Here is a 26,939-nt window from a genome sequence, read left to right as displayed (position 1 = left end):
ACATGTTCAACTCATCCTATGATCTTAGTCCGCCTATTTTCGCTACTACTAGAGACATGATTTCATTTTTCTTCTAAAAGATTTGTAGATCAACTTTACTGCAATGGGTTTTCAATATGTATGACGTATACTATATGAAATACGAATTCCAACCGATGGACCTATGATCATATTCTTATCTGTTTCTTTCGTGATGAATCGACAACTTCCTTCTACAAAATTCCATTTTTATTCTAAAAAGAGGAAAATGGAACAAAAAAGAACAGCTGCTCACTGTTCTTTTAGAAGTTATGAAAGGTCTGTCAAAGAGAATACTTCGCCGCTCACTGCATCAACGCCATCATGACAGTCAAGCTTGCCGCATAAAACATATTGTTTTTGCACATCGTCATAGACGTAGATGGGTGTAAGTTCGAGGCGTTCTTTCAATGTTTCAAAGGCTTCTTTCTGAGACATGGTGATTTCACTAGCTGATTGAGATGGATTGAGTATCCCGCATACTTGAAACATCTCTTTTTTATCTATGTAATTAATGGCTTCAAAAGTGCTGGCATCAATGAAGACCTTGATCTTATCCATAAAACCACAGCCTTCTTGCTCATTCGTTTTTAATATCGCTTCGATGTAGCCATGATCGCGGTGGAGTGTTTTTAGCACCCACTTCCCTGTATCCTTTGAATATTTTTGCGCCAAAAAGGTTCGAACCGCTTTGATACAATCAGCCTGCTCTTCTTTTGAGATCGGGAATGTATCCGGCGAAGGCTCCAGTGAGAAGGCTTGTTCAGCAGTAATGTCCTCGTTTATATCGATTTCCTTTTTTTCAAAAGCTTTGTTTGACGGTTCATTCCACTCCATGACCTGATTCATGTGGATACAATGCGTTTCTTCACGCCCAATTTCAAACGGTATCGTTCCTGTTCCATCGTTCTTGATATAAATTTCTTCTAACGCATATATAGGGCGGATTCGATTCTGCTCGAAGGATGGCCAATCAAACCGCTGCACTTGCTGCTGAGCTAAATTCTCGATCCTATCAATGGAAAGCACATATTCTTCAGTTCTTAGTCGTTCTTTTGCCATAAATGGCCCTCGATGTATATAGTGAATGAGCTGCCCATGTTCATCCCATTTCACTTCGATTCTGCCTGAAGGCGTCACTTTCACACCATCTATTGCTTCTTCGAAAAAAAGTTCCCCTTTCTCCTTTTGATGCATATGAAAATGCTCACCATAGACCAACCCTGTTTCTTGTTCGATCCATTGAATGACATGAGCTGGATAAGGCCTCTTAAATGTGACACCATTCTTCGCGAAGGTTTTGTCCATGACAAAAATGACCGTTTCAATCTGGCCTGTATTTAAGTTCACGTCAATCACAGCTGTGCCGTCCGGGTTTAGATCATCGTCCTCGGGTTCAGCTTCATGAGAGGGGAACCATTCCATATTCAATGTATAAACCGTTTCATTGAACATATTGACGTAGCGATGAAAACTGTGTCTTTTTAAATAGTAAAGATCTAAACCAAATTTCGCCTTTGTCTGATCGATCAGTTGTTGAATGTTTGCATTCATTTGTTTCACCTCAAAATTCTGTTTTATGGAAGAAGAAAAATGACGATAAAGATGAAAATGATGATTACAGTTAAGAACCCTAAAGCTATTGCCATTATATTTGACTCTTTTGTATAGCCTGTTAATTCGCCTTCAGTCGACCGGTCAATTTTTCTAAAGCGAAAAAGCATGCTTATATTGATAATGGCTAGAGCCATAACAAATAAGAAAATGAGAAAATTAGGTTCTATATGAAAAAATGGATCTTGCATCGTTTGAAAACTAAATGATTGGAAGAACATTAGCCCGCTCAATATCAATTTCCAAATATTCTCCACTCTTTGTTCTTTCTCCCACTCTTTTCCCAATTTCTCTTTTTCATAAATGGCTACCTGCTCAAATATGGGAATGATAGACTTTGTTGATCCTTTTTTAATCAAGCCGTAAATACCTTGAAGGAGCATGAAGATTCCTAAACAAAGAAAGAAATATGTAAATTGAATTTCAACATTTTGAATCAAAATAAAAAAAATCAAGATCACCATGCCGAATAGTAAATTAGAGGTAACTACTTGTTTCGATCTCATCTTTTTCAGGGCAGCTTGTTCCATGCAATACTCCTCTCCGTTTTAAAGGTTCCTGTTGAGCGCTCTATCTCTATTACGGTTTTAACGAAAAAATGTTTCAATATTTTCCCTTTCTACTGTCAATTCGGCTTTTTTCGCAAATGAAAAGACGCCCATCATTCAATGAACGTCTGATCCTTCTTCATAAAATCATCACATCATATCTGAGCAGCCGATCTGTCTTTGATTTGCTTAGCAGCCATGTGTTTAAAGTCCTCAATAGACAGCTTTTTTGACGTCTTTTCTCCGTGCTGTCTAATATTTAGTGTGTTGTCTTCCATTTCTTTATCGCCGATGACCGCGATATAAGGGATTTTTTGCATTTGTGCTTCTCTCATTTTATAGCCAAGTTTTTCATTCCGCTCATCGATTGTGGCTCTTATTCCTATACTTCTTAATTGCTGCTGCACCTCTAAGCAGTGATCAAGGTGAACAGTTGAGACAGGGATGATTTGCACTTGTACCGGTGCTAGCCATAATGGGAAAGCGCCTGCAAAATGCTCGATGAGAATACCTAGGAAACGATCTAGAGAACCAAAAATGGCACTGTGAATCACAACTGGCCGAACCTTTTCATTTTTTTCGTTGATATATGTTAAACCAAATTTCTCTGGCATTTGGAAATCCAGCTGAATTGTGGCGCACTGATGGCTCCGCTGCAAGGCATCTTTAATATGAAAATCGATCTTTGGACCATAAAATGCGCCATCTCCTTCATTCAGCTGGTAGTCGACCTTTAGACGATCAAGCACATTTTTTAGTGCTGTTTCGGATATATCCCAAATGGCGTCATCCCCTAAGGCTTTTTCTGGACGAGTGGATAGCTCGACTGAATACTCAAATCCAAATGTCCGATACACATGATCAACTAATTGGAAAATTCGTTTGATTTCAGCTTCGATTTGATCTTCTCTTAAAAAAATATGGGCATCATCTTGGCAAAATGTTCTGACCCTGAACAATCCGTTTAACGCTCCGCTAAATTCATGACGATGCACCTGACCAAACTCAGCCATTCTGATCGGGAGGTCTCTGTATGAATATAAGCTGTTTTTGAACATAAGCATATGCCCTGGACAGTTCATCGGTTTTAAAGCAAAGCTTGTATGGTCTACTTCTGAGAAATACATATTTTCATGATAATGATCCCAGTGCCCTGACTTTTCCCAAAGCTCTTGGTTCATCATAAACGGTGTACTCACTTCTTCATATTGCGCTTTGCCTCGCACTTCTCTTGAAAAGGCCATTAATTCATTTCTGACAATCTGTCCTTTTGGTAAATAAAACGGCATACCTGGCGCTTCTTCTGAAAACATAAAGAGGGATAGCTGTTTCCCTAATTTCCGGTGATCACGTTTATTTGCTTCTTCCATGAAATGAAGATACTCAGCGAGATGCTTTGGGTGTTGAAACGCCACACCATACACTCGCTGCAAGACATCCTGATGACTGTCTCCCCGCCAATAAGCCCCTGCAACACGTGTTAGTTTAAATGACTTTACGTACCCTGTAGAAGGTACATGCGGCCCGCGGCATAAATCTACAAATTCTCCTTGCTGATAAACTGTGATGGCTTCTTGAGAGGGTAAATCTTTTAAAATATCCAGCTTATATGGATCATGTGCAAACAGCGCTTCAGCTTCTTTGTAAGAGACTTCCTTTCTTTGGATAGGATGATTCTCATTTATGATGTTTTTCATCTCTTTTTCAATTTCTGCTAAATCCTCTACGCTTAATGATTGATTGAGCTTCATATCATAGTAAAATCGGTTTTCAATGACCGGTCCGATCCCCAGTGTGACATTGTTATATAACCTTTTCACAGCCTGGGCTAATACGTGGGCAGATGTATGGCGCATCACTTCAAGCCCTTCTTTTGAATCTAGTGTGACAATAGACAGCCGAACATCGCTGTATAGCTGCTCACTTAAATCAACCATTTGATCATTGACCTTACCTGCCACTGCTTTTTTTCTTAAGCTCGGACTAATATGGGAGGCAACATCTGCGACAGTCGTACCTGCGGGAAACTCCTTTATCTTTCCATCCGGAAATTGAATCTTCACCATGTTTTCTCTCATAACCGACACACCTTTCCTATTTTTTGAAATAAAAAAACACATCCATCCCGCGTAAAGGGACGAATGTGTAATCCGTGGTTCCACCCAAATTCCCATAATGCGTATTCGCTTTATGGCTCTGGTGCCGTAACGTGGCATTGACGGTATTGGATACTGCAATTTTCCCCAATACAGCTCAAAGGTGGTAAGACCGCTTTTCTGCGTTAGGAAGATTTCAGCGTGACTTCCCTCTCTGGTAACCGTAAAAGCTGCTCATGTCCTTTTCAAAGCAATGATCCTATATGAGTGTACAAAAAAAAACACCCATCCCTCATAAAGGGACGAATGTGATATCCGTGGTTCCACCCAAATTCCCATAATGCGTATTCGCTTTATGGCTCTGGTGCCGTAACGTGGCGTAAACGATATTGGATACTGTGATTTCCCCAATACAGCTCAAAGGTGGTAAGACAACTTTTCTGTGTTAGGAAGATTTCAGCGTCACTTCCCTCTCTGGTAACCAGTAAAAAATTGCTCATGTCCTTTTCTTCGCTTTTAATTTCTCCATATCTTACATGATGATGATGGATTGTGTAAAGGATTATTTTGTACAGTGATAAGAAAATTCATTCTTTAAATGTAATATTGCGCGTATTCACTTGGGCTGTATTCAATTTGAAACGCAGGAGATAAGGCTCGTTTCACTTCTTCAGTGATACGCTCTCCTTCTTGATTGAACTTCCTTTCCATGTCTACGCCATTTGGCAGCAAATCATCGGTTTCTTCGTCAAACCAGCGGCCATACTGTATGTTCCAATTCCATATCTTTGAGAAAAGAGTATCACTCATTGGTACATCATCTCTTTCTAAATGACATTCGCAATACCCACACTGAAAAGGTTCACCGTAATCTCCTTCAATTTTCACAAAGGGATGATCCTTAAACTCTCGACAGCACACCCATTTTTTGAAGTGCTGACCGAACTCTGTCAGTTTAAACGAGTAATAACGCATGGAAGTTCGTTTTCCTTTCATGTCAAAAATCCCTTGATCAATTAATGTCTTCAGTCGATATTCAATAAAATCATCGCCGATATACTGATCTAAATGACCAATGACTTCTCCTATTAAGCGTGGAGTTACGATGTACTCCTCTTCTGGCGCGGACTGATGAAGCCGCTTAGCCATTTTCACTAAATAAGCATCAAATTCATCTTCTGGTACGCTGATCGTTTGTCCTTTTTGCCATATCCGCAGCGTATGATTTTCTTTAGCAAATGAAAGCCAATCATTTTGTAATCTTTCTCTTTCTTCTGTTGACACTGGGTGAATATGCTCTTTACTTCTGTACAAAACCTTCAATTTTTCAGATGTGATTTCCCCGGAATGTCGAATATCCATTCTTCTTGTATTAGTATTGAACAGCTGATCAAATGCTGTCGTTGTATTGATTACTGACAATTCTATGCTTTTCTCTTTTAATAAATAGACGGCATATCGCAAGCCAATTTGCTCATGGGCATTACTTCCTGTCCAGAGAAGTATACGACTGCCAGCTTTTATTTCTTTTATTTGCTGAAGCATTCTGTGCTGATCGTTGACCATGTCGTCAAAATAGCCATATTCATTTGACATCACGTTACGCAGCCACTCTATACGGTTCGCTTGTCCTTCATCTTCGTGTAAATGTAGAAGTGGTCCAATCGAATAAATATCATCAAAAGCGATGATATCATCTATTTGATCTTGCTTCATTTCACGTACTGCTTGTTTTAAACTACCGGCAGCTGCCGCCCCAAATATGATATGTATCATTATTCGTCTCCCTTTATCTTACAGTTTATTTCATCTTCACCTATTCATGGTTCTTGCGTCAATTCTATTGAGTCAATTTCATTCAAAAGTATGACAAGGAGATCAGGTATTTACAGAAGTAATAAAGCAGAACTAAAGAGATAAGAATTTTTATAAAAAAACCCTACGAAACTGGGCCAAGGAACTACCCGAAAGAAGTAGTTCCCACAATACAAAACTGAATATGTTACCTTCCTTGCTCCATCACCTTCAAACTCTTCTGCTGAGAGATTCGGTCAAACGCCACCATCAAGATGGTCATGAGTAAAGCAAGAAGAACCGTTCCAGCGCTGATCCAGCTCAGGTGCAGTATAGATGTCCTGCTCAATACAAGCCCTCCTAACCCCGAGCCTAAAGCAAAACCGAATTGAATAAACGATGTATTGACACTTAATGCGATATCAGGAGATTTGGGTACAAGTGTGACGAGATACAGCTGCTGAGCTGGCGATGTGCTCCATGTAGCAATCATCCATATCATGATCACCGCCACCATGACCACGAGATTCCCTGTCACAAATGCCAGCAGCATCAGCATGATGATTTGTAGAATAATTCCGGAGAAAATCGTGAATGTTGGGCCTTTTTTATCTGCTGCAACCCCTCCAAGACTGGAGCCCAAAAAGCTGCATATTCCCGCTAGTAATAAAATACCACTGATTTCTGTGATGCTAAGGTTTGCTGATTCTTGCAGGAAGGGCGTTAAATAGGTAAATAAAGTGGAATATCCGCCTACATAAAAGAGTGTCACTGCCACTGCAAGCAAAATTCTCTTATCTTTTAATATCGATAATTGCATACCTAGCGTCACCGGTTCTTGTTCTTTTATAGAAGGGATGCGCCTATACACAACTATCATCGGAATGAGCGTGATCAATCCAATGGCTGCAAATAATGCTTTCCATCCAATCATGCTGCTTAGAAATGTCCCGATTGGCACACCTAAAACTAAGGAACTGCTTAATCCCATTAAAATGATGCCAATCGCTGTTCCTCTTTTTTCTCGTTCGACAAGACGAGTGGCCACTGCCATTGCCACCACAATGGCCGTTCCCCCACTAATTCCTTGTAAAACCCTAGTCATCAGCACCATTTCAAACGAATGGCTGACACTTGTGATGATATTACTTAAAGCAAAAATGATCAGCATCCATGATAATATTTTTCTACGGTCGATATTGATGGTCAGTGCAATGACAATCGGCGCGCCGATTGCTGCTGAGAGCGCTAATGACGTGACCAATAATCCAGTAGCAGATGTCGTGACCTGTAAATCATCTGCGACCATCTGGATAATGCCTGTAATGATATATTCGATCGTTCCAATTAAAAAGGCTGCTAAAGCAAGTAAATAGACAACGGCTTTATTTTTCATCGTGGCTTTTCTCCTTTGGACAATGTTTACGATTTGACTTCATTTTTTATAGGAATTTGAATTTCAATGAGTCTGCCTTCTTCATTTTCAGCCAACGGGTAATAAATCTCTCGGCCCGGCTGATCTTCTTTCACGCGGTATCCGTTATGTTCAATCCATGTCGCCAGATCAACACAAGCAGATTGTGCAAATGGAGAATCTGAATGAAATAAGAGCGTCGCCAAGGTTTCTTCAGCTGGTAACGTGCGCATCGTAATTCCCTGAGGAAGAGAGCCCCTTAACGCTTTCGCGGAATAACCAACCTCAAATTCGAACTCACTTTCTTGAGCAGGTGATTCCCTCCACAACACGATTTGCGGCTCAGAGTTCAATTCTTGCGGATGTTTATGTAACAAATGATGAAACGTTTGAAAGAATGTTGGGATTTCGTCAACAGTTCCGTTGGATTGAAAAGACATGATGCGTTTACTTTCAACCGATTTGATGATGACCTCCTGCGCTTTTTCAACACACCCCTCTCGTTTGATGAGGTGCATCCGCTCCTTAATACGCGCTAATTTCTGTTGTTCTCTCTCGATCAATTGCTGAATTTCACTCTCTTTCAAGAGAAACATGCCCTGAATCTGCTCGACAGAAATATCTTCACGAAGAAGCTGACCCATTTGCTTTAACGTAAAACCTAATTCCTTGTACAGAAAAATCCGATTGACCTCAAGCAGCTGCTCAGCTGAATAATACCGGTATCCGGAATCTTGATCGATCTGCTTAGGCTTTAATAAATCAATCTGGTCATAATACCTTAAGGTTTTGACAGGGACTTTACTTAACATAGAAAAATCACCGATTTTAAACATCCTGCATCTCCTCCGATTTGTTAATCTGATCAAAGTATAAACCTTTCAGTAAAGGGGAAAGTCAACAGGAGATTTTAAAATTCAATTTATTGCATATAAAAAGCCCTATTTCAAATAGGGCACGTTGTTTGATGAACTTTATTCGTCCTCCAAAATATGTTTAGCCGCTTCTAGTGCTGAAGCTGCTTTAGGCCATCCGATATAAAAACTAAGATGAGTGATGACTTCAATCAATTCGTTCTTCGTGACACCATTTTCTTTGGCAAGATGTAAATGGTATTCCAGCTGATTCAGGCTGCCCGTACTTACTAAGGCTGATAATGTAATCAGACTACGATCTCTAAGAGAGAGTTCCTCTCTCCTCCACAAATCTCCAAAGAGAACTTTTTCTGAATACTCAACAAATGCTGGGGCAAAATCTCCGAGAGTGAATTTTACAGTTGGCTTGATTGGTTGATGCATAGCTATTTCCCCTTTCATTCGTTCTGTTACTTGATCATCTGCGCAAGTCCTTCTCCAAAGGACCAATTCTCCAACCCTGTCTCATACAGCATAATGAATACATTTTCTTTCGAGATATGAAGCTGGCAATACAACTGGTCAGCTATTTCCTTATATAAAGACTGCTTCTGCCCGTCGGTTCTTCCTGGACCACATGTAATTTGGATATATAAAAGACGATGATCTCTTTCATGACGAAGAAGATAATGGGGATTATAAAAAAATTCTTCTTTCTTATGTGAACTGAATACCTGAAAGTAGTCTTTTTTAGGAACTTGAAATTCTTTCATCAGCGCCTTCATGATCGTTTGGCTAACAGAAGCTAAGCTTTCTGTATCGTACGCATTTTCCATATAGCTGACTTTTACAAATGGCATGAATGTCATCTCCTTTTTTCTGTTTACATTCATTTTACATCCCAATACTTGTTTTATATAATTGAATAATATATAAAATTGTATTCATAAAATGAATGGAGATTATTAGAAATGGACTTAAAAGAGTTAAAAGCATTTCAAGCCATCATTCAGGAAGGGACATTCTCAAAAGCCGCTCAAAAATTGAATTATGCACAGTCAACCATAACGAATCAGATCAAACGATTAGAGAAGGAGTTAGGATTTCAATTGTTTGTAAGAGGATGGGAGGCTGAATTAACCCCTTCAGGACAATTGTTTGCCAAAGAGATTGATCAGCTGATACTCCATTGGCATTTTGTATTAGAGCAATCACAAAAACTCCAAAAAGAAGAAATCGGAACCTTGAATATAGGCGTCATAGAACCAATTGCTGCCACTATTCTTCCTTCCGTCCTTCAAACATTCAGGAGGCAAAAACCGAATATCACATGCCACTTTATCATTGGTAATACAGACTTTCTTCACAAGCTTCTGCTCAAGGGTGAGATTGATTTTGCCGTTGCAGGGGAACCTGTGATGAATACACTTCCGTTTGAGGAGTTGTACAAGGAGGAAATGTCTTTTATTATCGCAAAACAGCAGGCAGATCAAGTCGGACCGATTTCATTGATCAAGGATCTTTATGAACAGCCTTTGATTATTGGCGGGGAAAGTTGTTTATATCACATGAAATTACAAAAGGAACTCTCAAGAATAAATGTCGAGCCGTTCACTTACACCATCAGCCAGATTTCAGCGATTCCATCATTTCTAAAGGCGTTTCCTTCCGTCGGGGTGGTGCTTTCTTCTACCCCATTATCAGACGAATTTGTTAAAGTTCCAATAGAAATGGAAGACCCTTTTATCCCAATAGGAATCTTAACTCATAAGGAACCCCATCTCTCTCTGGAAAACACCAAGCAGCTGCTGCTTGATCAATTTCGTCAAGAAGTGGAGCAATTCACATACTCATAATCTCGTTTCAGAAATAAAAAAACCTAGATGTCATACATCTAGGTTTTTCAATCTTTCAAGCCATTTTAAGATGGCTCCACTTTTAAAAGAACCCAATATGGCACCATCGCAAAACCGCTCAGCACTCACCACTCCCATGATAAGGGCAAGTATACATTGCGCATTTAAATTTGAGAGGTCCACATTCTCGATATCGTTCAATCCACCTTCAATGCCATTTTCTTTGAGGATTTCTCTGTAGCGGATAAGCTCCAGCTCTTTATGTTGTTCCGCAAAGATATAGACATCTTCGATAAAGCGTTGGACCGTTTCAGAATAATGCACAAAAGGCATCTGGATTGGGCGTTCAGCTGTTCCATCATTTTCTTGGTCGATCACCCATTCTCCTATACGATCCTCCTGAAGCATCGGTATGTATTTTGTTAGAATCTCGAATTGACTCATCGTTATCCTCCTCTATTTTTTTAGAATGTTTTCAAGCCTAACAATATTATAAGGAAACATATGATGAATCGTACGTTTTATTATTTTTCAGCTCATGTATCGTGCATACAGAAGTGCATTAGTTCAGAATTAAGCTGGAGCCTTCATAAATATCGAAGACTCCATTTCCAACTAAACTGCTTTAGCTAAAATAATAAATCGGTGTTGTTTTGCGTCAAAATAACCCTTTTGTTCAATGGTTTTATGAATGGTGTATAATTCATCCTTGAAATTACTTATTTCAAAACCTGGCACTTGCCAAGGAATTGCTTTCAGATAATACACCAATGTTCCAATATCATAAAATCTTAGAATGGGAAACTCTTCAGCACTTTTCAACACCTTAAAATGATTCTCCTGTATCTCTTTTAAAGCTAGCTTTAAGTTCCAATCAATAAATTCCTCATTTATTGGTACCCTTAGATTTTCATTAATCTCTATGCAATCGAGTCCACCGACTTGTTGAGTTAGAAAAATACCTTCTTTCGAGATAATTCTTCTCACCTCTTTAGATGAAAATGACTCATGTTGATTGATGATAAGATCAAATTTTCCAGTCTCAAACGGAAGATTTTCATCATTAGAAATTTGAACAACCTTAACTCCTAAAGGGGTTAATCGTTCTTTTGCGATAGGTACATTAGGCAAATAACCTTCTGTAGCATAAACTGATGTTGGAAAAGGTCTTAATTTTGATAAGAACTCTCCACCACCTGTTCCCATATCCAGCATCGATTTTGCACTTTGAACAAGAGAAGTAGCTATACTACCATATGACCATGAAAGCAACTCACTTTTCATTCTTCCAGTTTCAGATATGAATGAGAAATCCCACCCAACAAAAGGTTCATCTGCTTGTTTTAAAAATGATGAAAACTGTTTGTCATTCATCATAATCCCTCCAATTATCATTTTGAGTTTAATGATTAAGTATTTGGCGGGCCTCTTACGAATGTATAAAGTTGTTATATTTCATGTTCTTTCAGTCTCATATTGAATCACTCCCATTAAAAATACTTAAAATTATATTTAATGAGCACCTTGCCGAAGACCTTGATTTTATATTCATCCAGCTGATAATTGAGTGAGACATGAGTTGTTTTGAGAATCGAGATTACATGATGGGTGTCTCATTATAGAGGACTAAGTACAATAAGAATCCGAATAGGAAAAATAGATTGTTAGTTAAAGTAAAACCCCTCCTGTTGGAAGGGTTTTTATCATTTAGATCCTGCCTTTTCTATTGCTGGTTTCGGTCCATCATAGCTGTCATTTCCTTTTTACTTAAGAGATAAAGACACCACACACTCAACATGAGCCGTATGCGGAAACATATCAACTGGCTGCATGTATTCGATCTTGTAGTCTTTTGACATGTATTGAAGGTCTTTTGCTAGTGTGGATGGGTTGCAAGAGACGTAGACAAAGCGTTTTGGTTTGACTTGTTTGACGGTGTCTAAGAAGGTGCGCTCGCAGCCTGTTCTTGGCGGGTCGACGACGATGACGTCAGGACGGAAGCCTTCTTTGACCCATTTTGGCAGCCAATGTTCAGCTGTTCCTGTTACATAGGTCGCGTTTTTCATGCCGTGTTTTTTGGCATTTTTCTTGGCATCATCAATCGATTCTTTGATGACATCCATTCCTCGTACTTCTTTGGCGCCATCTGAAAGCCACATCCCAATGGTCCCAACACCGCAATACGCATCGACAACCTTTTCTTTTCCTGTCAGTTTGGCCGCTTTTTTCGCTTCATCGTAAAGCTTTAGCGTCTGCTTTGGATTCAATTGGAAGAAAGCACGTGCACTTAGTTCAAAGGAGACGTCTCCTAAAAATTCTTGGATGACCATATTGCCGGCTAGGTGAGATGTTTTATGGCCGAAGATGACTGATGTTTTTTCACCATTGATATTGTGCATGATAGACGTCACTTCAGGCAGTCGTTTTTGAATGGCTTCTGCGATTTCTTTTTTCTTTGGAAATTCAGGTTTTGATGTGACAAGAACGACTTGTACTTCACCTGTTTCAAAGCCGACACGCACGACAATCGAGCGTACGTCGCCTTTTCTTGTCCGTTCATTGTAGACAGATACGCCGAATTTCTCTAAAATTTTGCGGACAACGCCCGTTGTTTTGTTCGTTTTTGGATGCTGCACGATACATTCCTTGATCGGAACAAGCTTATGAGAATTCAATCCGTAAAGTCCTGCAATGATGTCTCCGCTGTGAGAACGACCTACTTGGAACTGACTTTTGTTTCGGTAATGCCACGGATCTTCCATACCGATCGTTGGCCGAATATCAAGCTTTTCAACCGATAGCTTTGTATGGCGCTCCATTGATTGAATGACAATATCACGCTTTTCATTTAGCTGCTGCTCATACGCCAAATGCTGAAGCTGACAGCCGCCGCACTGTTCGTATACTGGGCATGGCGGTTTGACTCGATGCTCGGAGCGCTTTCGCACTTTCCTCACTGTACCTTCTGCATATTTTGCTTGGACATTCGTTGCTTCAACGACCACTTCCTCACCTGGAAGTGCACCTGGGACAAAGACCACTTGCTTTTTAAAATAACCGACCCCTTCACCATTAATGCCAAGGCGTTTAATGGTAAGCGGGAACTGCTGTCCCTTTTGCAAAAGGGCACCTTGCTGTTTTTCTTTCACTTTATTCTCTCCGTTCTATTTGAACCCTTAATAGGTTGTCTTCATTTTATTCCATCTCATTAGTATATCACGTCTTAGACAAAGAGAGAAAATTCCTTTCCGTTATTTATCTGTCTCAATGCTTCTCCATAAATATAAAGAAGCGTAGCTTAAATATGGGGTCCATTCCTTGCTTAGCGCTGACATCTCTTCTTTTGTCGGTTTTTCAGGCAGGTCGAAGTGCCGTTTGATTGCATTTTGAATGCCGATATCTGCCATCGGAAAAAGATTTGGTCTTCCAAGCCCATTCATGAGCACATTTTGAACCGTCCAAGGTCCGATCCCTCTAATCGGAAGCAATCGCTCTTCCACCTCCAAATCAGATAAATCGTGTAATTCCTCTAAACAAAGTGAGCCGCTCACAATTCGTTTCGATACATCGATGACATATTCTGCTTTTCGCTGACTAAATTGAAGCTTTCTCAAATCATCTGTTTCAAGAGAGGCAATGGTTTCTGGTAAAGGATCAAACCATACACCTTCTATTTGCTCTCCGTACGTATGGACAAATCGTTTCGTGAGCTCGTAAGCAAACGAAAGATTAAGCTGCTGATGAATGATACATTTCATTAAACAATGATATAAATGGAAATCAAGCATGAGCGGCGTTCCGATATGCTGCTCAAAAATGGGCGCTAGATTGGTTTGAGAAAAATGGTCTTGAATTATGTGTAATTGATGCTCCATGCCAAATATCCGTTTCACCTCAGAAAGAAGGGGTTCCTCGGGACCGTTTGCCCGCACCCGGAACGTAGGCGCATCTTTTGTTCCAGTAGCTTGAACGATGACCACATAAGGTTTTTGCTTTAATCTGATCGGCACTTTGATTTCTCTTTGATTCGAATCGACTGCTTTTAATGGATCACTTGATAAGCGTCTAAGCACTTGATCGAAATGATACGGCGGCTCTACCACCAGCTGTTTTTCCCACATACATGTCCTCTTCCTTTCTGCAAACATACGCAGATGTGATTGTTTCATTTTGCATGAATGATTCTCTAGATTGAATACTTTTAAACATAAAGAGTACAAGAATTTATCAGTTATATCTTCCTTATTTGTGGTCATTCTCCTTTTGGATAGACGAAAGTTTTTAGTCGAATTCAGCTAAAATTCGACAGCCTCCTACAACATTTTAGGCTCATTTTCCTTAAATTAGAAATAGAACCTCTGGGTGATATCTTCCATTCCAAAAAAATTTGTATAATTATGACATATCAAGGAGGTGAACAAAGAAATTAGCGGATTAGGCAATCATTTGTTTTATCTTGCAGGAACATATTTACCTCATTGATGACCGGCTTCACTTAGTTTCACATTTTACAAAAAAGAAGACCCAAAATTTAAAAACAAAGGAGATCCGACCAATGAAAAAAACAATTCTTTCTGTTGCCCTTGCCACTGCTGTTTCTTCGACACTGCCAGTATTCGCTGACGCTGCTGAGCCAAAAACTTCAGCACCTGTTTCTACTACACTTCAGCAAACTGTCTTAAACAAAGCTGCTGAAGGTAAAGCATCTACAACTGCAGGAAACGTTAATATTAACTTTGATGTACTTGGTATTGCAAATGCATTAATCAATGCTGCAAATGCTAACACAAACCGTGAAGGCTTTGTCAAAGGATTAATGGAGTCTGCTTTCTATGCTGCTGGCGCAAAATACAATGTCATGGTATTTAACTTAAGCCAAGGTTATGAGACTCGTTTCAACGGCGTCAAAACGTTTGCTACTGTGAAATACGGAAGTATTACGTACGGAGTCTGGGTATTCGAAAATGGATCTTTCACAAACAAAGGTGACGGCGGCTACATCAACTGGGCATTTAGAGGCTGGTTCGACCGTAATGGTGGTTTCGTCAACTTCCGTCGTCCTTAATTCTCGGTTTTATCCATCAATCATACACGCACATTGAACCGATCTCAAAAATGAGATCGGCTTTTTTTTATGAAGAAAACGTATAAGTTCACCGGTGCTGCTTCATGATATAATGCAAGTCTGGAGGGGTGCACATGCTGAGAAAACTTGCAGTGACAAAAAACGGCGACTTGATTGAACATGCAACATTGCAGCAGCTTTCAAGCCCCGATATCGCCTGGTATTGGATTGATTTTCATGCGCCAACGGAAAAGGAAGCAGCGCTTTTAAAGGAATATTTTCATTTCCATCCACTCGCGATTGAAGATTGTTTTCATTATTTACAGCGGCCCAAGCTTGATTTTTATGAAGGGTATTTGTTTTTCGTGCTGCATGCCCTTAATCAAAAAACGCTTCGTTCTGAGGAAGTCGATCTGTTTGTTGGTGAAAACTATATCGTGACCTTTCATTTGAAGGAAGCACCGTACGTTGAACGTGTGATTCGAAAGCTCAAAGGGTCTGATAAAGCGAGAAACAGCGGACCTGAGCATATAGCCTACATGCTGATTGATCAGCTTGTTGATGATTATTTCCCTATTATTTATCAAATTGAAGACAGGCTGAATGAAATTGAGGATGAAGAAGGGCATAAAACGTATGGCACGTTGATGAACGAAGTATTCGGGATTCGCTCAGATTTACTTAAACTGCGAAGAACGATTATCCCGATGAGGGACCTTTTATATCGTATTGTGAACACAAATATGATGAAAAGCGATACAAACCGCCAAGCGTATTTTAATGATATTTATGATCATCTATTAAAACTAACCGAAATTGTTGAGTCAAACCGTGATATGACAGCCGATTTACGAGACAGCTATCAGACGCTGAATTCCAACCGGATGAATGCGATCATGATGACATTGACCATTGTGTCGACCATTTTTATTCCACTGACCTTTATTGTTGGGGTGTACGGAATGAACTTTGACAACATGCCTGAATTACACTGGAAATACGGCTATTTTGGCGTGCTGATATTCATGGGTCTCCTCGTCTCGGGGATGCTTTTGTGGTTTAAACATAAAGGGTGGTTTAGGATTTTTAAATAGTATCCTCTTTTGTTTCAGCGTAAAATCAGAGAGGGATAATCAAAAAGCCTGCAGGTCTTCTGCAGGCTTCTTTCTATAGCTGTGGCAGATGCCATACTTTTTCAAGCATGAGATCGTCTAGGCTTTTAAAGGAATATCCTTGTTTTTTCAGAGCGGTGATGGCATCATCCAGCGCTTCGGCATTGTCTCTTGAGACGGTATGAAGTAAGTAAATGGCACCTGGGTGCGCCTGCTTCATCATTTGATCGTAAGCATACTGTTTTCCTTTTTGATGATGGATATGCCAGTCCACAAATGCCACTGACCAGAAAACGGTTTGGTAGCCGAGCTGTTTTGTTTCTTTTAATACCCGTTCACTGAACACACCGCGCGGCGGACGAAGATAGAGGTTATCTTGTTTTCCTGTGATTTTGTACACAGCTTCATTGACACGGTCCAGTTCTTCTTTGATTTCTTTCGTGCTCTTTGTTGTTAAATCTGGATGATGATAGGAATGGTTGCCAATGATATGACCTTCTTCTGCCATACGTTTGACAAGCCCGGGCTGGTCCTTTACAAAGTGACCTGTCACAAAAAAGGTGCCTGGTACTTGATGTTTTTTCAGCACGTCTAAGATCTTGGGCGTGTACCCATTTTCATAGCCATTGTCGAAGGTAAAATAAATCTCTTTCTTTTTCGTGTTGCCTAAATAGAACGCATCATACTTTTTTAACAGTGCCGTCAATTCTTTGCCCGCATCCGGCGGCCTGTGCTCTTTACTTTTCGCAAATCCCCAGTGGATGGGCTTATTAGACACGGCTTCCGCTTCTGAGAGAGGCATGGAAACAAAAAGCGCACATAAACAGATCAGCATGTATTTTTTCATTTACGTCACTTCCCGGTTTTTCTTCTATTGTGCAGAATAAGACCGAGACTCATACACCGATTCACCTGCCAATTTAAAGAAAAAAGCCCGCATCACGCGAGCTATTCTTCCTTCCAATCGTTTTTAAACCGTTCATATTTCGCTTCCAGATCGTCAATCATCTGGATCAGTCTGTCTATATCCTCAACGTCTGTTGATTCGGGATCTAATGAATCAATCACATTCATAAACATATCTAATCGGTTCTTTAAATAATCAACCTGCTGCTCTTTGCTGTCTGCTGCCTTACCCATCGATACACTCCCTTTAGCATTTGTTTATAGCTTATCTTTTTTTCCCTTGCAAATCAATTGTGTCCCCCTTGCGTATAACCGTGATGAGGCTTAAAATTAACTGTTGGCGGGTCTACGTTTGCCCGAATGAAAAGGAGATAGATACCATGAACCAAAAAACAGCACTTCGTCCGATTACACCTGCATACGACCCCTGGGAAGCCTATCTCGATGTGCAGGATTACGGAGAAATGAAGCTGACAAATATTGAATTTACGACAACAACGCTGTGTAACATGAGATGCGAGCATTGTGCGGTCGGCTATACCTTACAGCCTAAGGATCCGAATGCGCTGCCGATTGATTTGTTACTTCGCCGTTTAGATGAAGTTCCGCTTTTGCGCTCACTTAGTATTACAGGCGGAGAGCCCATGCTTTCTCTTAAATCTGTACGGGAATATGTCGTCCCTTTATTAAAGTATGCCCATGAACGCGGCGTCCGTACACAAATCAATTCAAATTTAACCCTTGATTTGGCGCGATATGAAGAAATTATTCCATACTTAGATGTCCTTCACATTTCACATAACTGGGGCACTGTCGAAGAGTTTGCAACGGTCGGCTTTGCCATGATGGATCGAAAACCAACCTTTGAGCAGCGCGAGAAATTATTTAACCGCATGATTGAAAATAGTCAGGCACTTGTCAAAGCGGGCGTAACCGTATCCGCTGAAACCATGCTGAATAAGCGCACGCTTCCATATATCGAACACATCCACCGGCAAATCGTCGAGGAAATGAAATGCCAGCGCCACGAAGTTCACCCGATGTACCCAAGTGATTTCGCCAGCGCCCTTGAATCATTGACACTTCCGCAAATGCGGGATGCGATTCATCAGCTGCTTGATATTCGTGATCAAAACACCTGGATGCTGTTTGGCACCCTGCCATTTTATTCATGCAGTACAGATGAAGAAGACCAGCGTCTCCTCAACCGATTGCGCCAGGAGAAAAATGTCACGGTACGAAATGACCCTGATGGGCGCTCACGGTTGAATGTGAATATTTTTGATGGGAATATTATTGTGACAGACTTTGGCGATACTCCGCCGCTTGGAAACATTGCAACTGATACATTGCAATCAGCCTATACACGCTGGATGGACACAAAATTAGCAAAAGAACTGAATTGTCATTGCCCGAGCGTGCAATGCCTCGGTCCGAATGTTCTAGTGAAAAACAGCTATTATCAAGATGTTGATTTTACTTCTCGAACAGCCAGGGGGTAACCGATAGATGGACGATACATTTCTGACAGTGGTCAAAAATAAATATATTGAAATTCTCCTTGTTGGACTCGTTCTTTGGCTTGCCGTCTTTATGATTAACAAAGCCCTTCAAATTTTCTTTAAACGAACTGAGTTTATAGAGGACAAGAAGAAGAAAACGATCGAGAGCTTGGTGAAATCGGTCACGCAGTACACCGCGTCGATTTGCTTTGTGCTCTATGTCATTTCTCTTTTCTTTCATGACTTCGGGAAAATTCTTGCGGGTGCTGGTGTTGCTGGGATCGTCATCGGTTTTGGCGCACAGACACTGATTCGTGATATTTTAGCAGGCGTTTTTCTTATCTATGAACGTCAGATTCATAAAGGGGATTATGTGACGGTGAATAACCTCTTTAATGGAACCATTGAAGAGATTGGTCTCCGCTCTCTGCAAATTAGAGAATGGAGCGGCAAGCTGTTAACCATTTCTAACGGAGATATCCGGCAAATCCAAAACTATAACATGCACTACATGCGGATTACGGAATCTGTGTTAATTAGCGCGAATCAAAACCCTGATATCGCCTTTCAAGCACTTGAATCAGCATGTGACAATTTAAATCAAATGCATCATGATTTTCTTAAAAAAGATGAATTCCAAAACGCCATTGAACCCTTTCAGGTTCATGGAATTATGGGCTTAAATAAGCTGAATCGCGGGATTGAAATCACAGTAAAGGGAATGGTCGAAGACGAAAAATACTTCGAAGCCGCCCTCGCTGTGCGAAAAGAAATGATCAAACAACTTCATCAGCATGATGTCAAATTGCTTGAGGATCTCGCTTATCCCCAGCCTGCAAAATAACCTCATTTATGATGGGGTTATTTTTTTATATACAAGTAGCCGGGCTGACTCGGGCTTGCGAGAAACATGGAACACTTGAACTAGAACATTCGCTAACAATTCTTTTCATTCCAGCCCTCTTACTTCTATCCTCTTGACTGATTCATGTATAATAGATAGCAGAATGATTTCATGCAGCATGGGGACCCTCATACTGTGTATTTTCTAAGTGAAAGAGAGTGAATAAGATGGGTCGTAAGTGGAACAACATTAAAGAAAAGAAAGCATCAAAGGATGCCAGTACAAGTCGTATTTACGCAAAATTCGGGCGTGAAATCTATGTGGCTGCCAAACAAGGTGAGCCAAACCCAGAATCAAACCAAGCACTTCGTTTTGTCCTAGAACGTGCAAAAACATATAGTGTCCCAAAACATATTGTGGACCGTGCCATTGAAAAAGCCAAAGGCGGTGCGGAAGAGAACTTCGATGAGCTGCGCTACGAAGGATTTGGTCCAAACGGATCAATGGTAATCGTTGATGCCCTCACCAATAACGTGAACCGTACAGCTTCAGATGTTCGAGCAGCATTTGGGAAAAACGGCGGAAACATGGGCGTAAGCGGCTCTGTTGCTTACATGTTTGACGAAACAGCTGTCATCGGTGTCGAAGGGAAAAGTGAAGAAGAAACGCTTGAGCTTTTAATGGAAGCAGACGTTGATGTACGTGACATCATGGAAGAAGATGAAACGGTGATTGTGTACGCTGAACCAGATCAATTCCATCAAGTACAAGAAGCATTCAAACAAGCCGGCGTAGAAGAATTCACTGTCGCTGAAATCACAATGCTCCCGCAAAACGAAGTGACATTAGACGATGAATCGAAAGCACAATTTGAAAAGCTGATCGATGTATTAGAAGAGCTTGAAGACGTGCAGCAGGTTTATCATAATGTGGATTTAGGGGAATAAAAAACTTAAGCCATAGTAGTCGTTGAGTTCATTCAACTTCTACTATGGCTTTTTTATTTTTCTTAAAAAATGTAATATATGTATAAGGTGTTAATATCTACAATTTTCAAGGAGATGAGTTTCATTTTTAAAACATGGTGGTTTTCTTATTACGGATTTATGATCGTCCCTTATCTTGGCCTATGTCTTATTTTCAACAACTTACCGATATTGACTAAAGTTATCTTCTTTCTTTTTATCATATGGTATTTATATAACACCTTTGACTTTTACAAAAATGAACTAAAAAGAAAAAAAGAGAAAACCTCATAGAAAAAAACAGTCATCTCCTCTATTGATAAGAGGAGATGACTGTTTTAATTCATCCCTTGAAACCCAAACGTCAGGTGATCCTGAACAGGAATCCAAGCGCCGATTCCTTGTGAGGTTACGTTTTTCACGACGAGTTTTCGTTTATTTCCTTTTAGCACAAGGTACACTTCTCCGTATGTGACCTTTCCTTTTTCGTTAATCGCTGGTGCATAGGCATGTAGCGCTGCAGCTTTTTTCGGTGAGACGTGGTATGACTGATCTCGTTTTGTTCCTGCACCAATCACAGTATCAAAAGCGAGGGGCAGCTTTGTTTTTTGAATCGCTTTTTGCATCATCAATGTTTTCACATCTTCTGGGTTCGGCACTTTTGCGGTGAGGCCGCCGCTTACTTTTACTTGCTGCTTTTGAACGTATTTGCCAATGGCTGTTTTGTTGCCGCCTCTGTTATCAATGTGGTTCGTATTCACTTTTTTGTATTCCCAGTTGGCGACCGTTTCATTTGAATCGTAGCTCAGCGCCCATCTCCCAAGGAAAATGGTCGCACGGTATCCAACAGCTAATGGCGTTCCTGAAATGCTGGATTCATTCAGCATTTTAATCAAATGAGTATTCTCAATCGGTACACTTGTTGTTTTGAACAATTCAGCAGTCAGCTCGCTCGGCTGGAGCAGCGGCTGATCCTGTGACGCGTTCGGATACGTATTCTCCTTCGAGATACTGGCGACAGAGGATGGCACTTTAAATGGCTTTGCCGCCTCCGCTGGAAAGCTGTATAGAAAACTTAAGGATAAGAGAACAACAAACATGATGCGGAGCATCTTTTTCATATCATCACTCTTTCTCATTCATTTTTCCATAGTATTTTCCGCAAAGACGTCCCTTATCCACAAAAGATTATAAAAGGAAAAATCCAATCGCCATAATAAAATAGGCAGCGAGTAATGTGGCGCCTTCAAACCAGTTTGTATCCCCATCATTTGATAAAATCACCGTGAGCAGCACAGAGGACGCCATCGCAATGAGCTCTGGCAAGGAGAAAATGAGCGGCATCTGCTTATCAAAAAATAGCGAGCTGATGACAAGGATTGGTGCGACCATCATGGCAACCTGAAGCGTAGAGCCAAAGGCAATTTCCACTGCTACATCCATTTTGTTTTTATACGCCATGATAACAGCTGAGGCATGTTCTGCGGCGTTGCCGACGATAGCCACAATAATGACACCGATAAACAGCTCACTCCAGCCAAACTGTTCTCCTACCGTATCAAATGTATGAACAAGGCGCTCTGAAATGTACGCAACTGCGATCGTCGAAAGCAGCAAAATCACGGTGGCAAACTTCCCAGACCATTCAGGTGTTTCTTCTTCCGTCTCCGCTTCACCTTGCCCACTCTCCTGCTTGGCAACATAAACACCGCGGTGGCTGACTAGTTTGAAATAAAGCGCCGCAACATAAAGCAAAATCATCACAATGCTGATCCCAATGCTTAAAACAAACTGTTTATTCTCTGCCATCTCCACCGAAAACACTTCTGGAACGACAAACGCTACAATGATGGCAAACATGAGCAAGCCTGAATTGTGCCTTGCATCATGGACATTGAACACTTGGCGCTTATATTTTAATCCGCCAACAAAAAAAGACAGCCCCGCCACAAGCAGTAAATTTCCGATGACTGATCCAGTTAATGAAGCAAGTACGATGGCCGTCAGTCCTTGCTTTAAGGCAAAAAACGATATGATTAATTCCACTGCATTTCCGAATGTGGCGTTTAAAAGTCCGCCAATTCTAGGCCCCGCAATGATGGCAAGACTTTCTGTGGCTCTTCCCATAAAACTAGCAAGACCAATAATGGCGATACAATAAACGGCAAACATGATGACCTGCGGGAAATGAAGAAAACTGCCAATCACCGATAGCGGAACACCGATTGCGACAATTACAAGAAACAAACGATTCATACAGCCATTCTCCTTTACATATGTCTGACTGTTATTCTTTCGTGAGTACCGGCATCGTATACATTTTAGATTCGCGCGTGTGAGAAAGTGATATCAATACTCCCTTTCACAGACTGCACCATTGAGCAATGCTTCAATGCAAGGGTGATCACTTTATCGATTTGTTCATCAGATGTATTGATGGCTTCAAATAAGATATGTAAATGAATGCAGGAAATTTTGTTTACAGCCCCTGCCCTTGTCGTTTCAGGTGTGATCGTCAGCCCTTCATAGGATATTCGCTTTTTACGGCATACATGAATAAGCATTTCTCCAAAGCAGCCTGCAATGGCTGAGGTGAACAATTGAGATGGACGGAACCCCAGTTCTTCTGTTCCTGAAATAGGCAGCTGCCTGTCCTCAATATGTGCGATCCAATGATCCTTTTTGTATGTCAGCGTCATTCCTTTTCCACCTTTCTATTGAAACCCCTATGGTTCCATTGTACGATGAAAGCATGAACTTGTAAGGAGCATCTTATGTCGAGAATTCACTTTATGATTTTAATTTTACTTGTATCCGTATCTGGTTTTTCACAGGGGGCATTACTTCCTGTCATTTCCATTATCTTTGAACATGCCGGTACTTCTCCTACGTTAAACGGCCTGCATGCCACAGGCTTATATCTCGGTGTACTGCTTGCGTCTCCTTTTATGGAAGCACCGCTTCGCCGGTTTGGATTTAAGCCATTAATCGTCATTGGAGGCGCTGCTGTCTTTTTAAGCTTATTTAGCTTTGTGTTTTTTGAATCTTATGTCGTCTGGTTCTTCCTCCGGCTCATGATCGGGATTGGTGACCATATGCTGCATTTCTCTACACAGACGTGGGTGACCTATGCTTCATCATCAAGAAATCGCGGACGAAATATTTCATTGTATGGATTATCATTTGGACTCGGTTTTGCCGCCGGCCCTTTTTTAACGCCGCTCATTGAGATCAATCCAGCCTTGCCTTTTATTGTTTCTGGTGCCGTTAGTTTATGTATTTGGCTGCTTGTGTTTGTTTTAAAAAATACATATCCAGATACAGGCGAAGTGCAAACGTCAGAGCAGACAAACAGTTTAAAGCGCTTTAAAAAGGCCTTTCAATTTGGCTGGGTCGCCTTTATGATGCCATTTTGCTATGGCTTTTTAGAAACGACGCTCAATAGTAACTTCCCTGTATATGCGCTAAGAAGCGGTGTGACAGTAGATGCGGTTGCATTTATTTTACCTGCGTTTGCCATTGGGAGCATTGTCTTTCAGCTTCCTCTTGGGATGCTCAGTGACCGGTTTGGCAGGCGCCGCATCATTTTATGTGTGACACTCGCTGGATCATTCTTTTTCCTTTTGGCAGGAATTTTCATTCAATCCGTTTTGGCTGTAGCCATCTGTTTCTTTATTGCCGGAATGGCTGTAGGCTCTACCTTCTCACTTGGCATCAGTTATATGACCGACTTATTGCCAAAGCATCTGCTTCCCGCCGGGAATTTGATGTGCGGAATGGCGTTTAGTGCAGGCAGTATTCTCGGGCCGGTACTCGGAGGATTCTTTGTGCAAACGTTTGAAGGAATGAATTTACTTTACCTTGTCAGCATCGTCATATTATTTGTGTTTTGCTGCGTTCGATTTGGAAGAACGCAGGCAGTGCTGGAAAGTCACTAAAATGGAGGATCTATCGTTGTTTACATATCACATCACAAATGAATTGACTTTGGCATCTCTACAATTAGATGACGCGGACACACTATTTAGCCTTATTCAAAAGAATAAGGCCCATTTAGGAGAATGGCTCCCTTGGGTTCATCACTGCCAAAGCGTAGAAGCTGTCAAAACGTTTATTCAATCAACTCAAACCACCTACAATGAACAAAAAGGGTTGGAAGCTGGCATTCAGCTGAACGAGCAAATAATCGGTGTGTTCCGTCTGACAATTAATCAACAATTAGGCAATATCGGTTATTGGATTGATGAAGACGCGCAAGGACAGGGCATTGTGACAACCATCGTCAAATCTATGACAGAAACCTTTGCTCCTAAAGTCGATGGATTTGAAATTTTTTGTCCTGCTGGCCATGTCAGAAGTGAACGTGTAGCGATAAACGCAGGGTTTCAGCATGATCCTCACTACCAGTCAAAATCAGATACAGCTTTTATCCTTAAACGATATATACGATTGTCGAAATAAAAACTCCCCTGCACCTATGCAGAGGAGTTTTTTCATTTAATGATAACCATTTTGCCCGTTTGCACTGCCGCTTGTTTTGTGCTTTGGCTGATGGCCTTTGTTTTGTTTCGTGTTGCTTCCGCCTTTTTTCGATTGTTTGGACATATGTGATTCCCCCATCCATCAAGATTGAACATGTTCGTTCTTCTTTAGGATGCCCGGATTTCTTCACACCTTGCCTGGTACGATTTTACGCTTATGTAAAAGCGCATTGAGCTCGCCGCCAAGGATAATCATAATGCCGGTTAAATAGAACCAGATCATTAAAATAATGATTCCTCCAATACTTCCGTACATCGCACTGTAATTCGCAAACTCGCCTACGTAAAATGAGAACAGCATGCTCACCAAAATCCATCCAATTGAGGCAAAAATGGCGCCTGGCAGAACAAATTTCAATTTCAGTCTAATGTTTGGGGCGAAATAGTACAAGGCTGTAAACACAATCAATAAAATCAGCGGGCTAATGATCCACCTCATGGCCGTCCAAATGGTGAGAAAGGCGTCTGACTGCCCGACTAATTCAGCGAGAAATAAGCCAAGTTCTTTTCCAAAGACAGGCAGCATTAAGGCAAAAATAATCGTGAGAACCATTGCTATGGTTAAGATGATTGATGTTAAACGTACGAGAATGAAGGAACGATTTTCCTCAACTTCGTAAGCATGGTTAAATGCTCTGACGACGGCATTAATCCCGTTAGATGCAGACCAAAGGGCGGCAATAATCCCGAATGACAGCAATCCGCCGTTACGGCTGTTCAGTGTCTCTTCGGCAATGGATTCAATCATCGAAAGCGCTCCTTCTGGCGCATAACCAGAGATGACGCTTAGGACATCCTTCGACGTCAGTGGCAAATATCCAACGAGTGTCAGCACGAAGATGAGAAACGGAAATAATGAAAGCAAAAAGAAGTAAGCAAGCTCAGCAGATTTTGCCGGTCCTTCATGCAGCAAAAAGCGTTCAATTAACGCTTTAATAAAACCCATACGCCTCATCTCCAATGATCAATCTTTCTATTTCGATCGAAAGTGATCCTTTGTTTCTTCAATAATCTCTAATACTTTTGGGGTTGTTTCCTTTAACTGATTGACTTGTTCATTTAAAAATGACAAATCATCTGAGACTGTTCGCATCAGCTGCTTCGTTTCTTCCATTTTTTCTTTCATACAAGCAGAAATTCTGGCTGGCTCCTGACGGTATTCCGCCAGCTTTTCCTGACAGTCATCCCATTTGTCTTTGAGCGCGATTCTCGTTGGCCGATGAAATAATGTCAGCAGTGCGCCGCAAGCTGCTCCTATCACAGCTCCTCGAAGCATGATTTGATTTTTTTCTTCCATCTCGTCTGATCTCCTTTCAGTTAAAGGTGTTTCTCTTTTTTTACATACGTCAAAAAACGATCAATTCCTGTTTCAATTAAATCATGTACTTCCTCAAAGTTTCCAGTGTAATAAGGGTCTGGCACATCATCTCGATCGTCGTCTTCAACAAAGTCAAGAAGACGGCCAATAAAGTGATGTTTCCCATAGCCGGCTATACTGCGAAGTGCCCCTACATTTTCAGCATCCATCGCAATGATATAGTCGTATGCTGTGATGTCCTCATCTATGATTTGTCTTGCGGACATCCCTTCATAGCTGATCCCTTTTTCATCAAGCAGCTTTCGTGTTCCTTCATGCGGAGGACTGCCTTGATGCCAGCCGCCAATGCCTGCTGAATCAATGACAAAGTGCTCGCTTAGCCCCTCATCTTCTACTCGTTTTCTAAACATGGCCTCTGCCATCGGTGACCTGCAAATATTGCCAAGACATACGAATAATACATGAATCATCCTTCATTCTCCTCCTATCTTT

28 protein-coding genes and 1 other annotated feature are annotated in these 26,939 nt (G+C 40.9%); of the genes, 8 read left to right on the top strand and 20 right to left on the bottom strand.

What is annotated here, in order from left to right; all coding sequences use genetic code 11:
* Positions 1 to 288: 288 nt before the first annotated feature.
* From MHB67_RS03950 to MHB67_RS03915, 8 genes are all read right to left on the bottom strand, one after another.
* Positions 289 to 1,572 (bottom strand): hypothetical protein, encoded by a 1,284-nt coding sequence (locus MHB67_RS03950; RefSeq protein WP_342492803.1) that lies wholly within the window; start codon positions 1,570 to 1,572, stop codon positions 289 to 291.
* A 23-nt stretch (positions 1,573 to 1,595) separates the two neighbouring features.
* Positions 1,596 to 2,162 carry a hypothetical protein gene (locus MHB67_RS03945; protein WP_103132726.1) on the bottom strand — a complete coding sequence of 189 codons (567 nt, stop codon included), beginning with the start codon at positions 2,160 to 2,162 and terminating at the stop codon, positions 1,596 to 1,598.
* 173 nt (positions 2,163 to 2,335) lie between these two features.
* Positions 2,336 to 4,258, bottom strand: coding sequence for a threonine--tRNA ligase (thrS, locus tag MHB67_RS03940; RefSeq protein WP_103132727.1), 1,923 nt, complete (start codon positions 4,256 to 4,258; stop codon positions 2,336 to 2,338).
* 313 nt (positions 4,259 to 4,571) lie between these two features.
* Positions 4,572 to 4,796: a binding site (T-box leader), on the bottom strand.
* Between the two features lie 74 nt (positions 4,797 to 4,870).
* Positions 4,871 to 6,052, bottom strand: a complete 1,182-nt coding sequence (locus MHB67_RS03935; protein ID WP_342492802.1) for a DUF1835 domain-containing protein — start codon at positions 6,050 to 6,052, stop codon at positions 4,871 to 4,873.
* 226 nt (positions 6,053 to 6,278) lie between these two features.
* The gene (locus MHB67_RS03930) at positions 6,279 to 7,466 is read right to left on the bottom strand and encodes an MFS transporter (RefSeq protein WP_103132729.1); all 1,188 of its coding nucleotides are present in this window, start codon (positions 7,464 to 7,466) and stop codon (positions 6,279 to 6,281) included.
* 26 nt (positions 7,467 to 7,492) lie between these two features.
* A complete protein-coding gene (locus MHB67_RS03925) occupies positions 7,493 to 8,320 on the bottom strand; it encodes a MerR family transcriptional regulator (RefSeq protein ID WP_073204339.1) in 828 nt (275 codons plus the stop codon).
* A gap of 138 nt (positions 8,321 to 8,458) precedes the next feature.
* The gene (locus tag MHB67_RS03920) at positions 8,459 to 8,782 is read right to left on the bottom strand and encodes a carboxymuconolactone decarboxylase family protein (protein ID WP_073204336.1); all 324 of its coding nucleotides are present in this window, start codon (positions 8,780 to 8,782) and stop codon (positions 8,459 to 8,461) included.
* Positions 8,783 to 8,808: 26 nt separating this feature from the next.
* Positions 8,809 to 9,198 carry a tautomerase family protein gene (locus tag MHB67_RS03915; protein ID WP_073204333.1) on the bottom strand — a complete coding sequence of 130 codons (390 nt, stop codon included), beginning with the start codon at positions 9,196 to 9,198 and terminating at the stop codon, positions 8,809 to 8,811.
* 111 nt (positions 9,199 to 9,309) lie between these two features.
* Here MHB67_RS03915 and MHB67_RS03910 point away from each other — a divergent pair, with 111 nt between their 5' ends.
* Positions 9,310 to 10,194, top strand: a complete 885-nt coding sequence (locus MHB67_RS03910) for a LysR family transcriptional regulator (RefSeq protein ID WP_103132730.1) — start codon at positions 9,310 to 9,312, stop codon at positions 10,192 to 10,194.
* A gap of 30 nt (positions 10,195 to 10,224) precedes the next feature.
* Here MHB67_RS03910 and MHB67_RS03905 read toward each other — a convergent pair whose 3' ends face one another.
* The 4 genes from MHB67_RS03905 to MHB67_RS03890 all read right to left on the bottom strand — a co-directional run bounded on the left by MHB67_RS03905 (position 10,225) and on the right by MHB67_RS03890 (position 14,315).
* On the bottom strand, positions 10,225 to 10,638 hold the full coding sequence (locus MHB67_RS03905) for a DUF6508 domain-containing protein (RefSeq protein WP_103132731.1): 414 nt from the start codon (positions 10,636 to 10,638) through the stop codon (positions 10,225 to 10,227).
* A gap of 171 nt (positions 10,639 to 10,809) precedes the next feature.
* Positions 10,810 to 11,568 (bottom strand): methyltransferase domain-containing protein, encoded by a 759-nt coding sequence (locus MHB67_RS03900; protein ID WP_103132732.1) that lies wholly within the window; start codon positions 11,566 to 11,568, stop codon positions 10,810 to 10,812.
* Positions 11,569 to 11,957: 389 nt separating this feature from the next.
* Entirely contained in the window at positions 11,958 to 13,343 is a 1,386-nt protein-coding gene (gene rlmD / locus MHB67_RS03895) for a 23S rRNA (uracil(1939)-C(5))-methyltransferase RlmD (protein ID WP_073204320.1), read from the bottom strand.
* A gap of 102 nt (positions 13,344 to 13,445) precedes the next feature.
* Complete coding sequence (locus MHB67_RS03890; RefSeq protein ID WP_342492801.1) at positions 13,446 to 14,315, bottom strand: DNA-3-methyladenine glycosylase; 870 nt, start codon at positions 14,313 to 14,315, stop codon at positions 13,446 to 13,448.
* A 434-nt stretch (positions 14,316 to 14,749) separates the two neighbouring features.
* Here MHB67_RS03890 and MHB67_RS03885 point away from each other — a divergent pair, with 434 nt between their 5' ends.
* Positions 14,750 to 15,259, top strand: a complete 510-nt coding sequence (locus MHB67_RS03885; RefSeq protein WP_024425256.1) for a hypothetical protein — start codon at positions 14,750 to 14,752, stop codon at positions 15,257 to 15,259.
* Between the two features lie 134 nt (positions 15,260 to 15,393).
* On the top strand, positions 15,394 to 16,353 hold the full coding sequence (gene corA / locus MHB67_RS03880) for a magnesium/cobalt transporter CorA (RefSeq protein ID WP_025093503.1): 960 nt from the start codon (positions 15,394 to 15,396) through the stop codon (positions 16,351 to 16,353).
* Between the two features lie 73 nt (positions 16,354 to 16,426).
* Here the strand turns inward: corA and pdaA are convergent, their stop codons facing one another.
* Together pdaA and MHB67_RS03870 are read right to left on the bottom strand one after the other, a co-directional pair.
* Entirely contained in the window at positions 16,427 to 17,218 is a 792-nt protein-coding gene (gene pdaA / locus MHB67_RS03875) for a delta-lactam-biosynthetic de-N-acetylase (RefSeq protein WP_024425259.1), read from the bottom strand.
* Positions 17,219 to 17,319: 101 nt separating this feature from the next.
* Positions 17,320 to 17,511: an SE1561 family protein gene (locus MHB67_RS03870; protein WP_012009274.1), complete on the bottom strand. Its 192-nt coding sequence runs from the start codon at positions 17,509 to 17,511 to the stop codon at positions 17,320 to 17,322.
* A 146-nt stretch (positions 17,512 to 17,657) separates the two neighbouring features.
* On the opposite strand from MHB67_RS03870, the gene yfkAB reads away from it, so the two are divergent.
* The 3 genes from yfkAB (at position 17,658) to MHB67_RS03855 (ending at position 20,570) form a co-directional block, all read left to right on the top strand.
* Positions 17,658 to 18,779, top strand: coding sequence for a radical SAM/CxCxxxxC motif protein YfkAB (gene yfkAB / locus MHB67_RS03865; protein WP_041106321.1), 1,122 nt, complete (start codon positions 17,658 to 17,660; stop codon positions 18,777 to 18,779).
* A 7-nt stretch (positions 18,780 to 18,786) separates the two neighbouring features.
* The gene (locus MHB67_RS03860; protein WP_025093505.1) at positions 18,787 to 19,623 is read left to right on the top strand and encodes a mechanosensitive ion channel domain-containing protein; all 837 of its coding nucleotides are present in this window, start codon (positions 18,787 to 18,789) and stop codon (positions 19,621 to 19,623) included.
* A gap of 227 nt (positions 19,624 to 19,850) precedes the next feature.
* Positions 19,851 to 20,570, top strand: a complete 720-nt coding sequence (locus MHB67_RS03855) for a YebC/PmpR family DNA-binding transcriptional regulator (RefSeq protein ID WP_024425262.1) — start codon at positions 19,851 to 19,853, stop codon at positions 20,568 to 20,570.
* A 356-nt stretch (positions 20,571 to 20,926) separates the two neighbouring features.
* Here MHB67_RS03855 and MHB67_RS03850 read toward each other — a convergent pair whose 3' ends face one another.
* From MHB67_RS03850 to MHB67_RS03840, 3 genes are all read right to left on the bottom strand, one after another.
* Positions 20,927 to 21,688 carry a YfkD famly protein gene (locus MHB67_RS03850; RefSeq protein WP_223250946.1) on the bottom strand — a complete coding sequence of 254 codons (762 nt, stop codon included), beginning with the start codon at positions 21,686 to 21,688 and terminating at the stop codon, positions 20,927 to 20,929.
* Positions 21,689 to 21,776: 88 nt separating this feature from the next.
* A complete protein-coding gene (gene cax, locus MHB67_RS03845; RefSeq protein WP_034623163.1) occupies positions 21,777 to 22,844 on the bottom strand; it encodes a calcium/proton exchanger in 1,068 nt (355 codons plus the stop codon).
* 65 nt (positions 22,845 to 22,909) lie between these two features.
* Positions 22,910 to 23,287 carry an OsmC family protein gene (locus MHB67_RS03840; RefSeq protein ID WP_197172191.1) on the bottom strand — a complete coding sequence of 126 codons (378 nt, stop codon included), beginning with the start codon at positions 23,285 to 23,287 and terminating at the stop codon, positions 22,910 to 22,912.
* 75 nt (positions 23,288 to 23,362) lie between these two features.
* Between MHB67_RS03840 and MHB67_RS03835 the strand changes: the two genes are divergently transcribed.
* Entirely contained in the window at positions 23,363 to 24,526 is a 1,164-nt protein-coding gene (locus MHB67_RS03835; protein WP_024425270.1) for an MFS transporter, read from the top strand.
* A gap of 16 nt (positions 24,527 to 24,542) precedes the next feature.
* Positions 24,543 to 25,049: a GNAT family N-acetyltransferase gene (locus MHB67_RS03830; RefSeq protein ID WP_342492800.1), complete on the top strand. Its 507-nt coding sequence runs from the start codon at positions 24,543 to 24,545 to the stop codon at positions 25,047 to 25,049.
* 207 nt (positions 25,050 to 25,256) lie between these two features.
* Here MHB67_RS03830 and MHB67_RS03825 read toward each other — a convergent pair whose 3' ends face one another.
* The 3 genes from MHB67_RS03825 to MHB67_RS03815 are packed head-to-tail and all read right to left on the bottom strand — an operon-like array spanning position 25,257 to position 26,917.
* Positions 25,257 to 26,075: a YhjD/YihY/BrkB family envelope integrity protein gene (locus MHB67_RS03825; RefSeq protein WP_024425272.1), complete on the bottom strand. Its 819-nt coding sequence runs from the start codon at positions 26,073 to 26,075 to the stop codon at positions 25,257 to 25,259.
* Between the two features lie 27 nt (positions 26,076 to 26,102).
* Positions 26,103 to 26,426 carry a YtxH domain-containing protein gene (locus MHB67_RS03820; RefSeq protein ID WP_041106306.1) on the bottom strand — a complete coding sequence of 108 codons (324 nt, stop codon included), beginning with the start codon at positions 26,424 to 26,426 and terminating at the stop codon, positions 26,103 to 26,105.
* A 20-nt stretch (positions 26,427 to 26,446) separates the two neighbouring features.
* The gene (locus tag MHB67_RS03815) at positions 26,447 to 26,917 is read right to left on the bottom strand and encodes a low molecular weight protein-tyrosine-phosphatase (protein ID WP_024425850.1); all 471 of its coding nucleotides are present in this window, start codon (positions 26,915 to 26,917) and stop codon (positions 26,447 to 26,449) included.
* Between the last annotated feature and the right edge of the window lie 22 nt (positions 26,918 to 26,939).

The organism is Bacillus sp. FSL H8-0516 (genome assembly GCF_038635285.1).
Lineage (GTDB): Bacteria > Bacillota > Bacilli > Bacillales > Bacillaceae > Bacillus > Bacillus safensis.
Note: the sequence above shows the minus strand (reverse complement) of the source record. Positions and strands in the feature narration are given on the sequence as shown.

What these genes read in the sequence shown, in the direction of transcription:
- MHB67_RS03950 (WP_342492803.1), bottom strand. Translation starts at nt 1,572, where the DNA reads ATGAATGCAAACATTCAACAACTGATCGATCAGACAAAGGCGAAATTT.
- MHB67_RS03945 (WP_103132726.1), bottom strand. Translation starts at nt 2,162, where the DNA reads ATGGAACAAGCTGCCCTGAAAAAGATGAGATCGAAACAAGTAGTTACC.
- thrS (WP_103132727.1), bottom strand. Translation starts at nt 4,258, where the DNA reads ATGAGAGAAAACATGGTGAAGATTCAATTTCCGGATGGAAAGATAAAG.
- MHB67_RS03935 (WP_342492802.1), bottom strand. Translation starts at nt 6,052, where the DNA reads ATGATACATATCATATTTGGGGCGGCAGCTGCCGGTAGTTTAAAACAA.
- MHB67_RS03930 (WP_103132729.1), bottom strand. Translation starts at nt 7,466, where the DNA reads ATGAAAAATAAAGCCGTTGTCTATTTACTTGCTTTAGCAGCCTTTTTA.
- MHB67_RS03925 (WP_073204339.1), bottom strand. Translation starts at nt 8,320, where the DNA reads ATGTTTAAAATCGGTGATTTTTCTATGTTAAGTAAAGTCCCTGTCAAA.
- MHB67_RS03920 (WP_073204336.1), bottom strand. Translation starts at nt 8,782, where the DNA reads ATGCATCAACCAATCAAGCCAACTGTAAAATTCACTCTCGGAGATTTT.
- MHB67_RS03915 (WP_073204333.1), bottom strand. Translation starts at nt 9,198, where the DNA reads ATGCCATTTGTAAAAGTCAGCTATATGGAAAATGCGTACGATACAGAA.
- MHB67_RS03910 (WP_103132730.1), top strand. Translation starts at nt 9,310, where the DNA reads ATGGACTTAAAAGAGTTAAAAGCATTTCAAGCCATCATTCAGGAAGGG.
- MHB67_RS03905 (WP_103132731.1), bottom strand. Translation starts at nt 10,638, where the DNA reads ATGAGTCAATTCGAGATTCTAACAAAATACATACCGATGCTTCAGGAG.
- MHB67_RS03900 (WP_103132732.1), bottom strand. Translation starts at nt 11,568, where the DNA reads ATGAATGACAAACAGTTTTCATCATTTTTAAAACAAGCAGATGAACCT.
- MHB67_RS03890 (WP_342492801.1), bottom strand. Translation starts at nt 14,315, where the DNA reads ATGTGGGAAAAACAGCTGGTGGTAGAGCCGCCGTATCATTTCGATCAA.
- MHB67_RS03885 (WP_024425256.1), top strand. Translation starts at nt 14,750, where the DNA reads ATGAAAAAAACAATTCTTTCTGTTGCCCTTGCCACTGCTGTTTCTTCG.
- corA (WP_025093503.1), top strand. Translation starts at nt 15,394, where the DNA reads ATGCTGAGAAAACTTGCAGTGACAAAAAACGGCGACTTGATTGAACAT.
- pdaA (WP_024425259.1), bottom strand. Translation starts at nt 17,218, where the DNA reads ATGAAAAAATACATGCTGATCTGTTTATGTGCGCTTTTTGTTTCCATG.
- MHB67_RS03870 (WP_012009274.1), bottom strand. Translation starts at nt 17,511, where the DNA reads ATGGGTAAGGCAGCAGACAGCAAAGAGCAGCAGGTTGATTATTTAAAG.
- yfkAB (WP_041106321.1), top strand. Translation starts at nt 17,658, where the DNA reads ATGAACCAAAAAACAGCACTTCGTCCGATTACACCTGCATACGACCCC.
- MHB67_RS03860 (WP_025093505.1), top strand. Translation starts at nt 18,787, where the DNA reads ATGGACGATACATTTCTGACAGTGGTCAAAAATAAATATATTGAAATT.
- MHB67_RS03855 (WP_024425262.1), top strand. Translation starts at nt 19,851, where the DNA reads ATGGGTCGTAAGTGGAACAACATTAAAGAAAAGAAAGCATCAAAGGAT.
- MHB67_RS03850 (WP_223250946.1), bottom strand. Translation starts at nt 21,688, where the DNA reads ATGTTTGTTGTTCTCTTATCCTTAAGTTTTCTATACAGCTTTCCAGCG.
- cax (WP_034623163.1), bottom strand. Translation starts at nt 22,844, where the DNA reads ATGAATCGTTTGTTTCTTGTAATTGTCGCAATCGGTGTTCCGCTATCG.
- MHB67_RS03840 (WP_197172191.1), bottom strand. Translation starts at nt 23,287, where the DNA reads ATGACGCTGACATACAAAAAGGATCATTGGATCGCACATATTGAGGAC.
- MHB67_RS03835 (WP_024425270.1), top strand. Translation starts at nt 23,363, where the DNA reads ATGTCGAGAATTCACTTTATGATTTTAATTTTACTTGTATCCGTATCT.
- MHB67_RS03825 (WP_024425272.1), bottom strand. Translation starts at nt 26,075, where the DNA reads ATGGGTTTTATTAAAGCGTTAATTGAACGCTTTTTGCTGCATGAAGGA.
- MHB67_RS03820 (WP_041106306.1), bottom strand. Translation starts at nt 26,426, where the DNA reads ATGGAAGAAAAAAATCAAATCATGCTTCGAGGAGCTGTGATAGGAGCA.
- MHB67_RS03815 (WP_024425850.1), bottom strand. Translation starts at nt 26,917, where the DNA reads ATGATTCATGTATTATTCGTATGTCTTGGCAATATTTGCAGGTCACCG.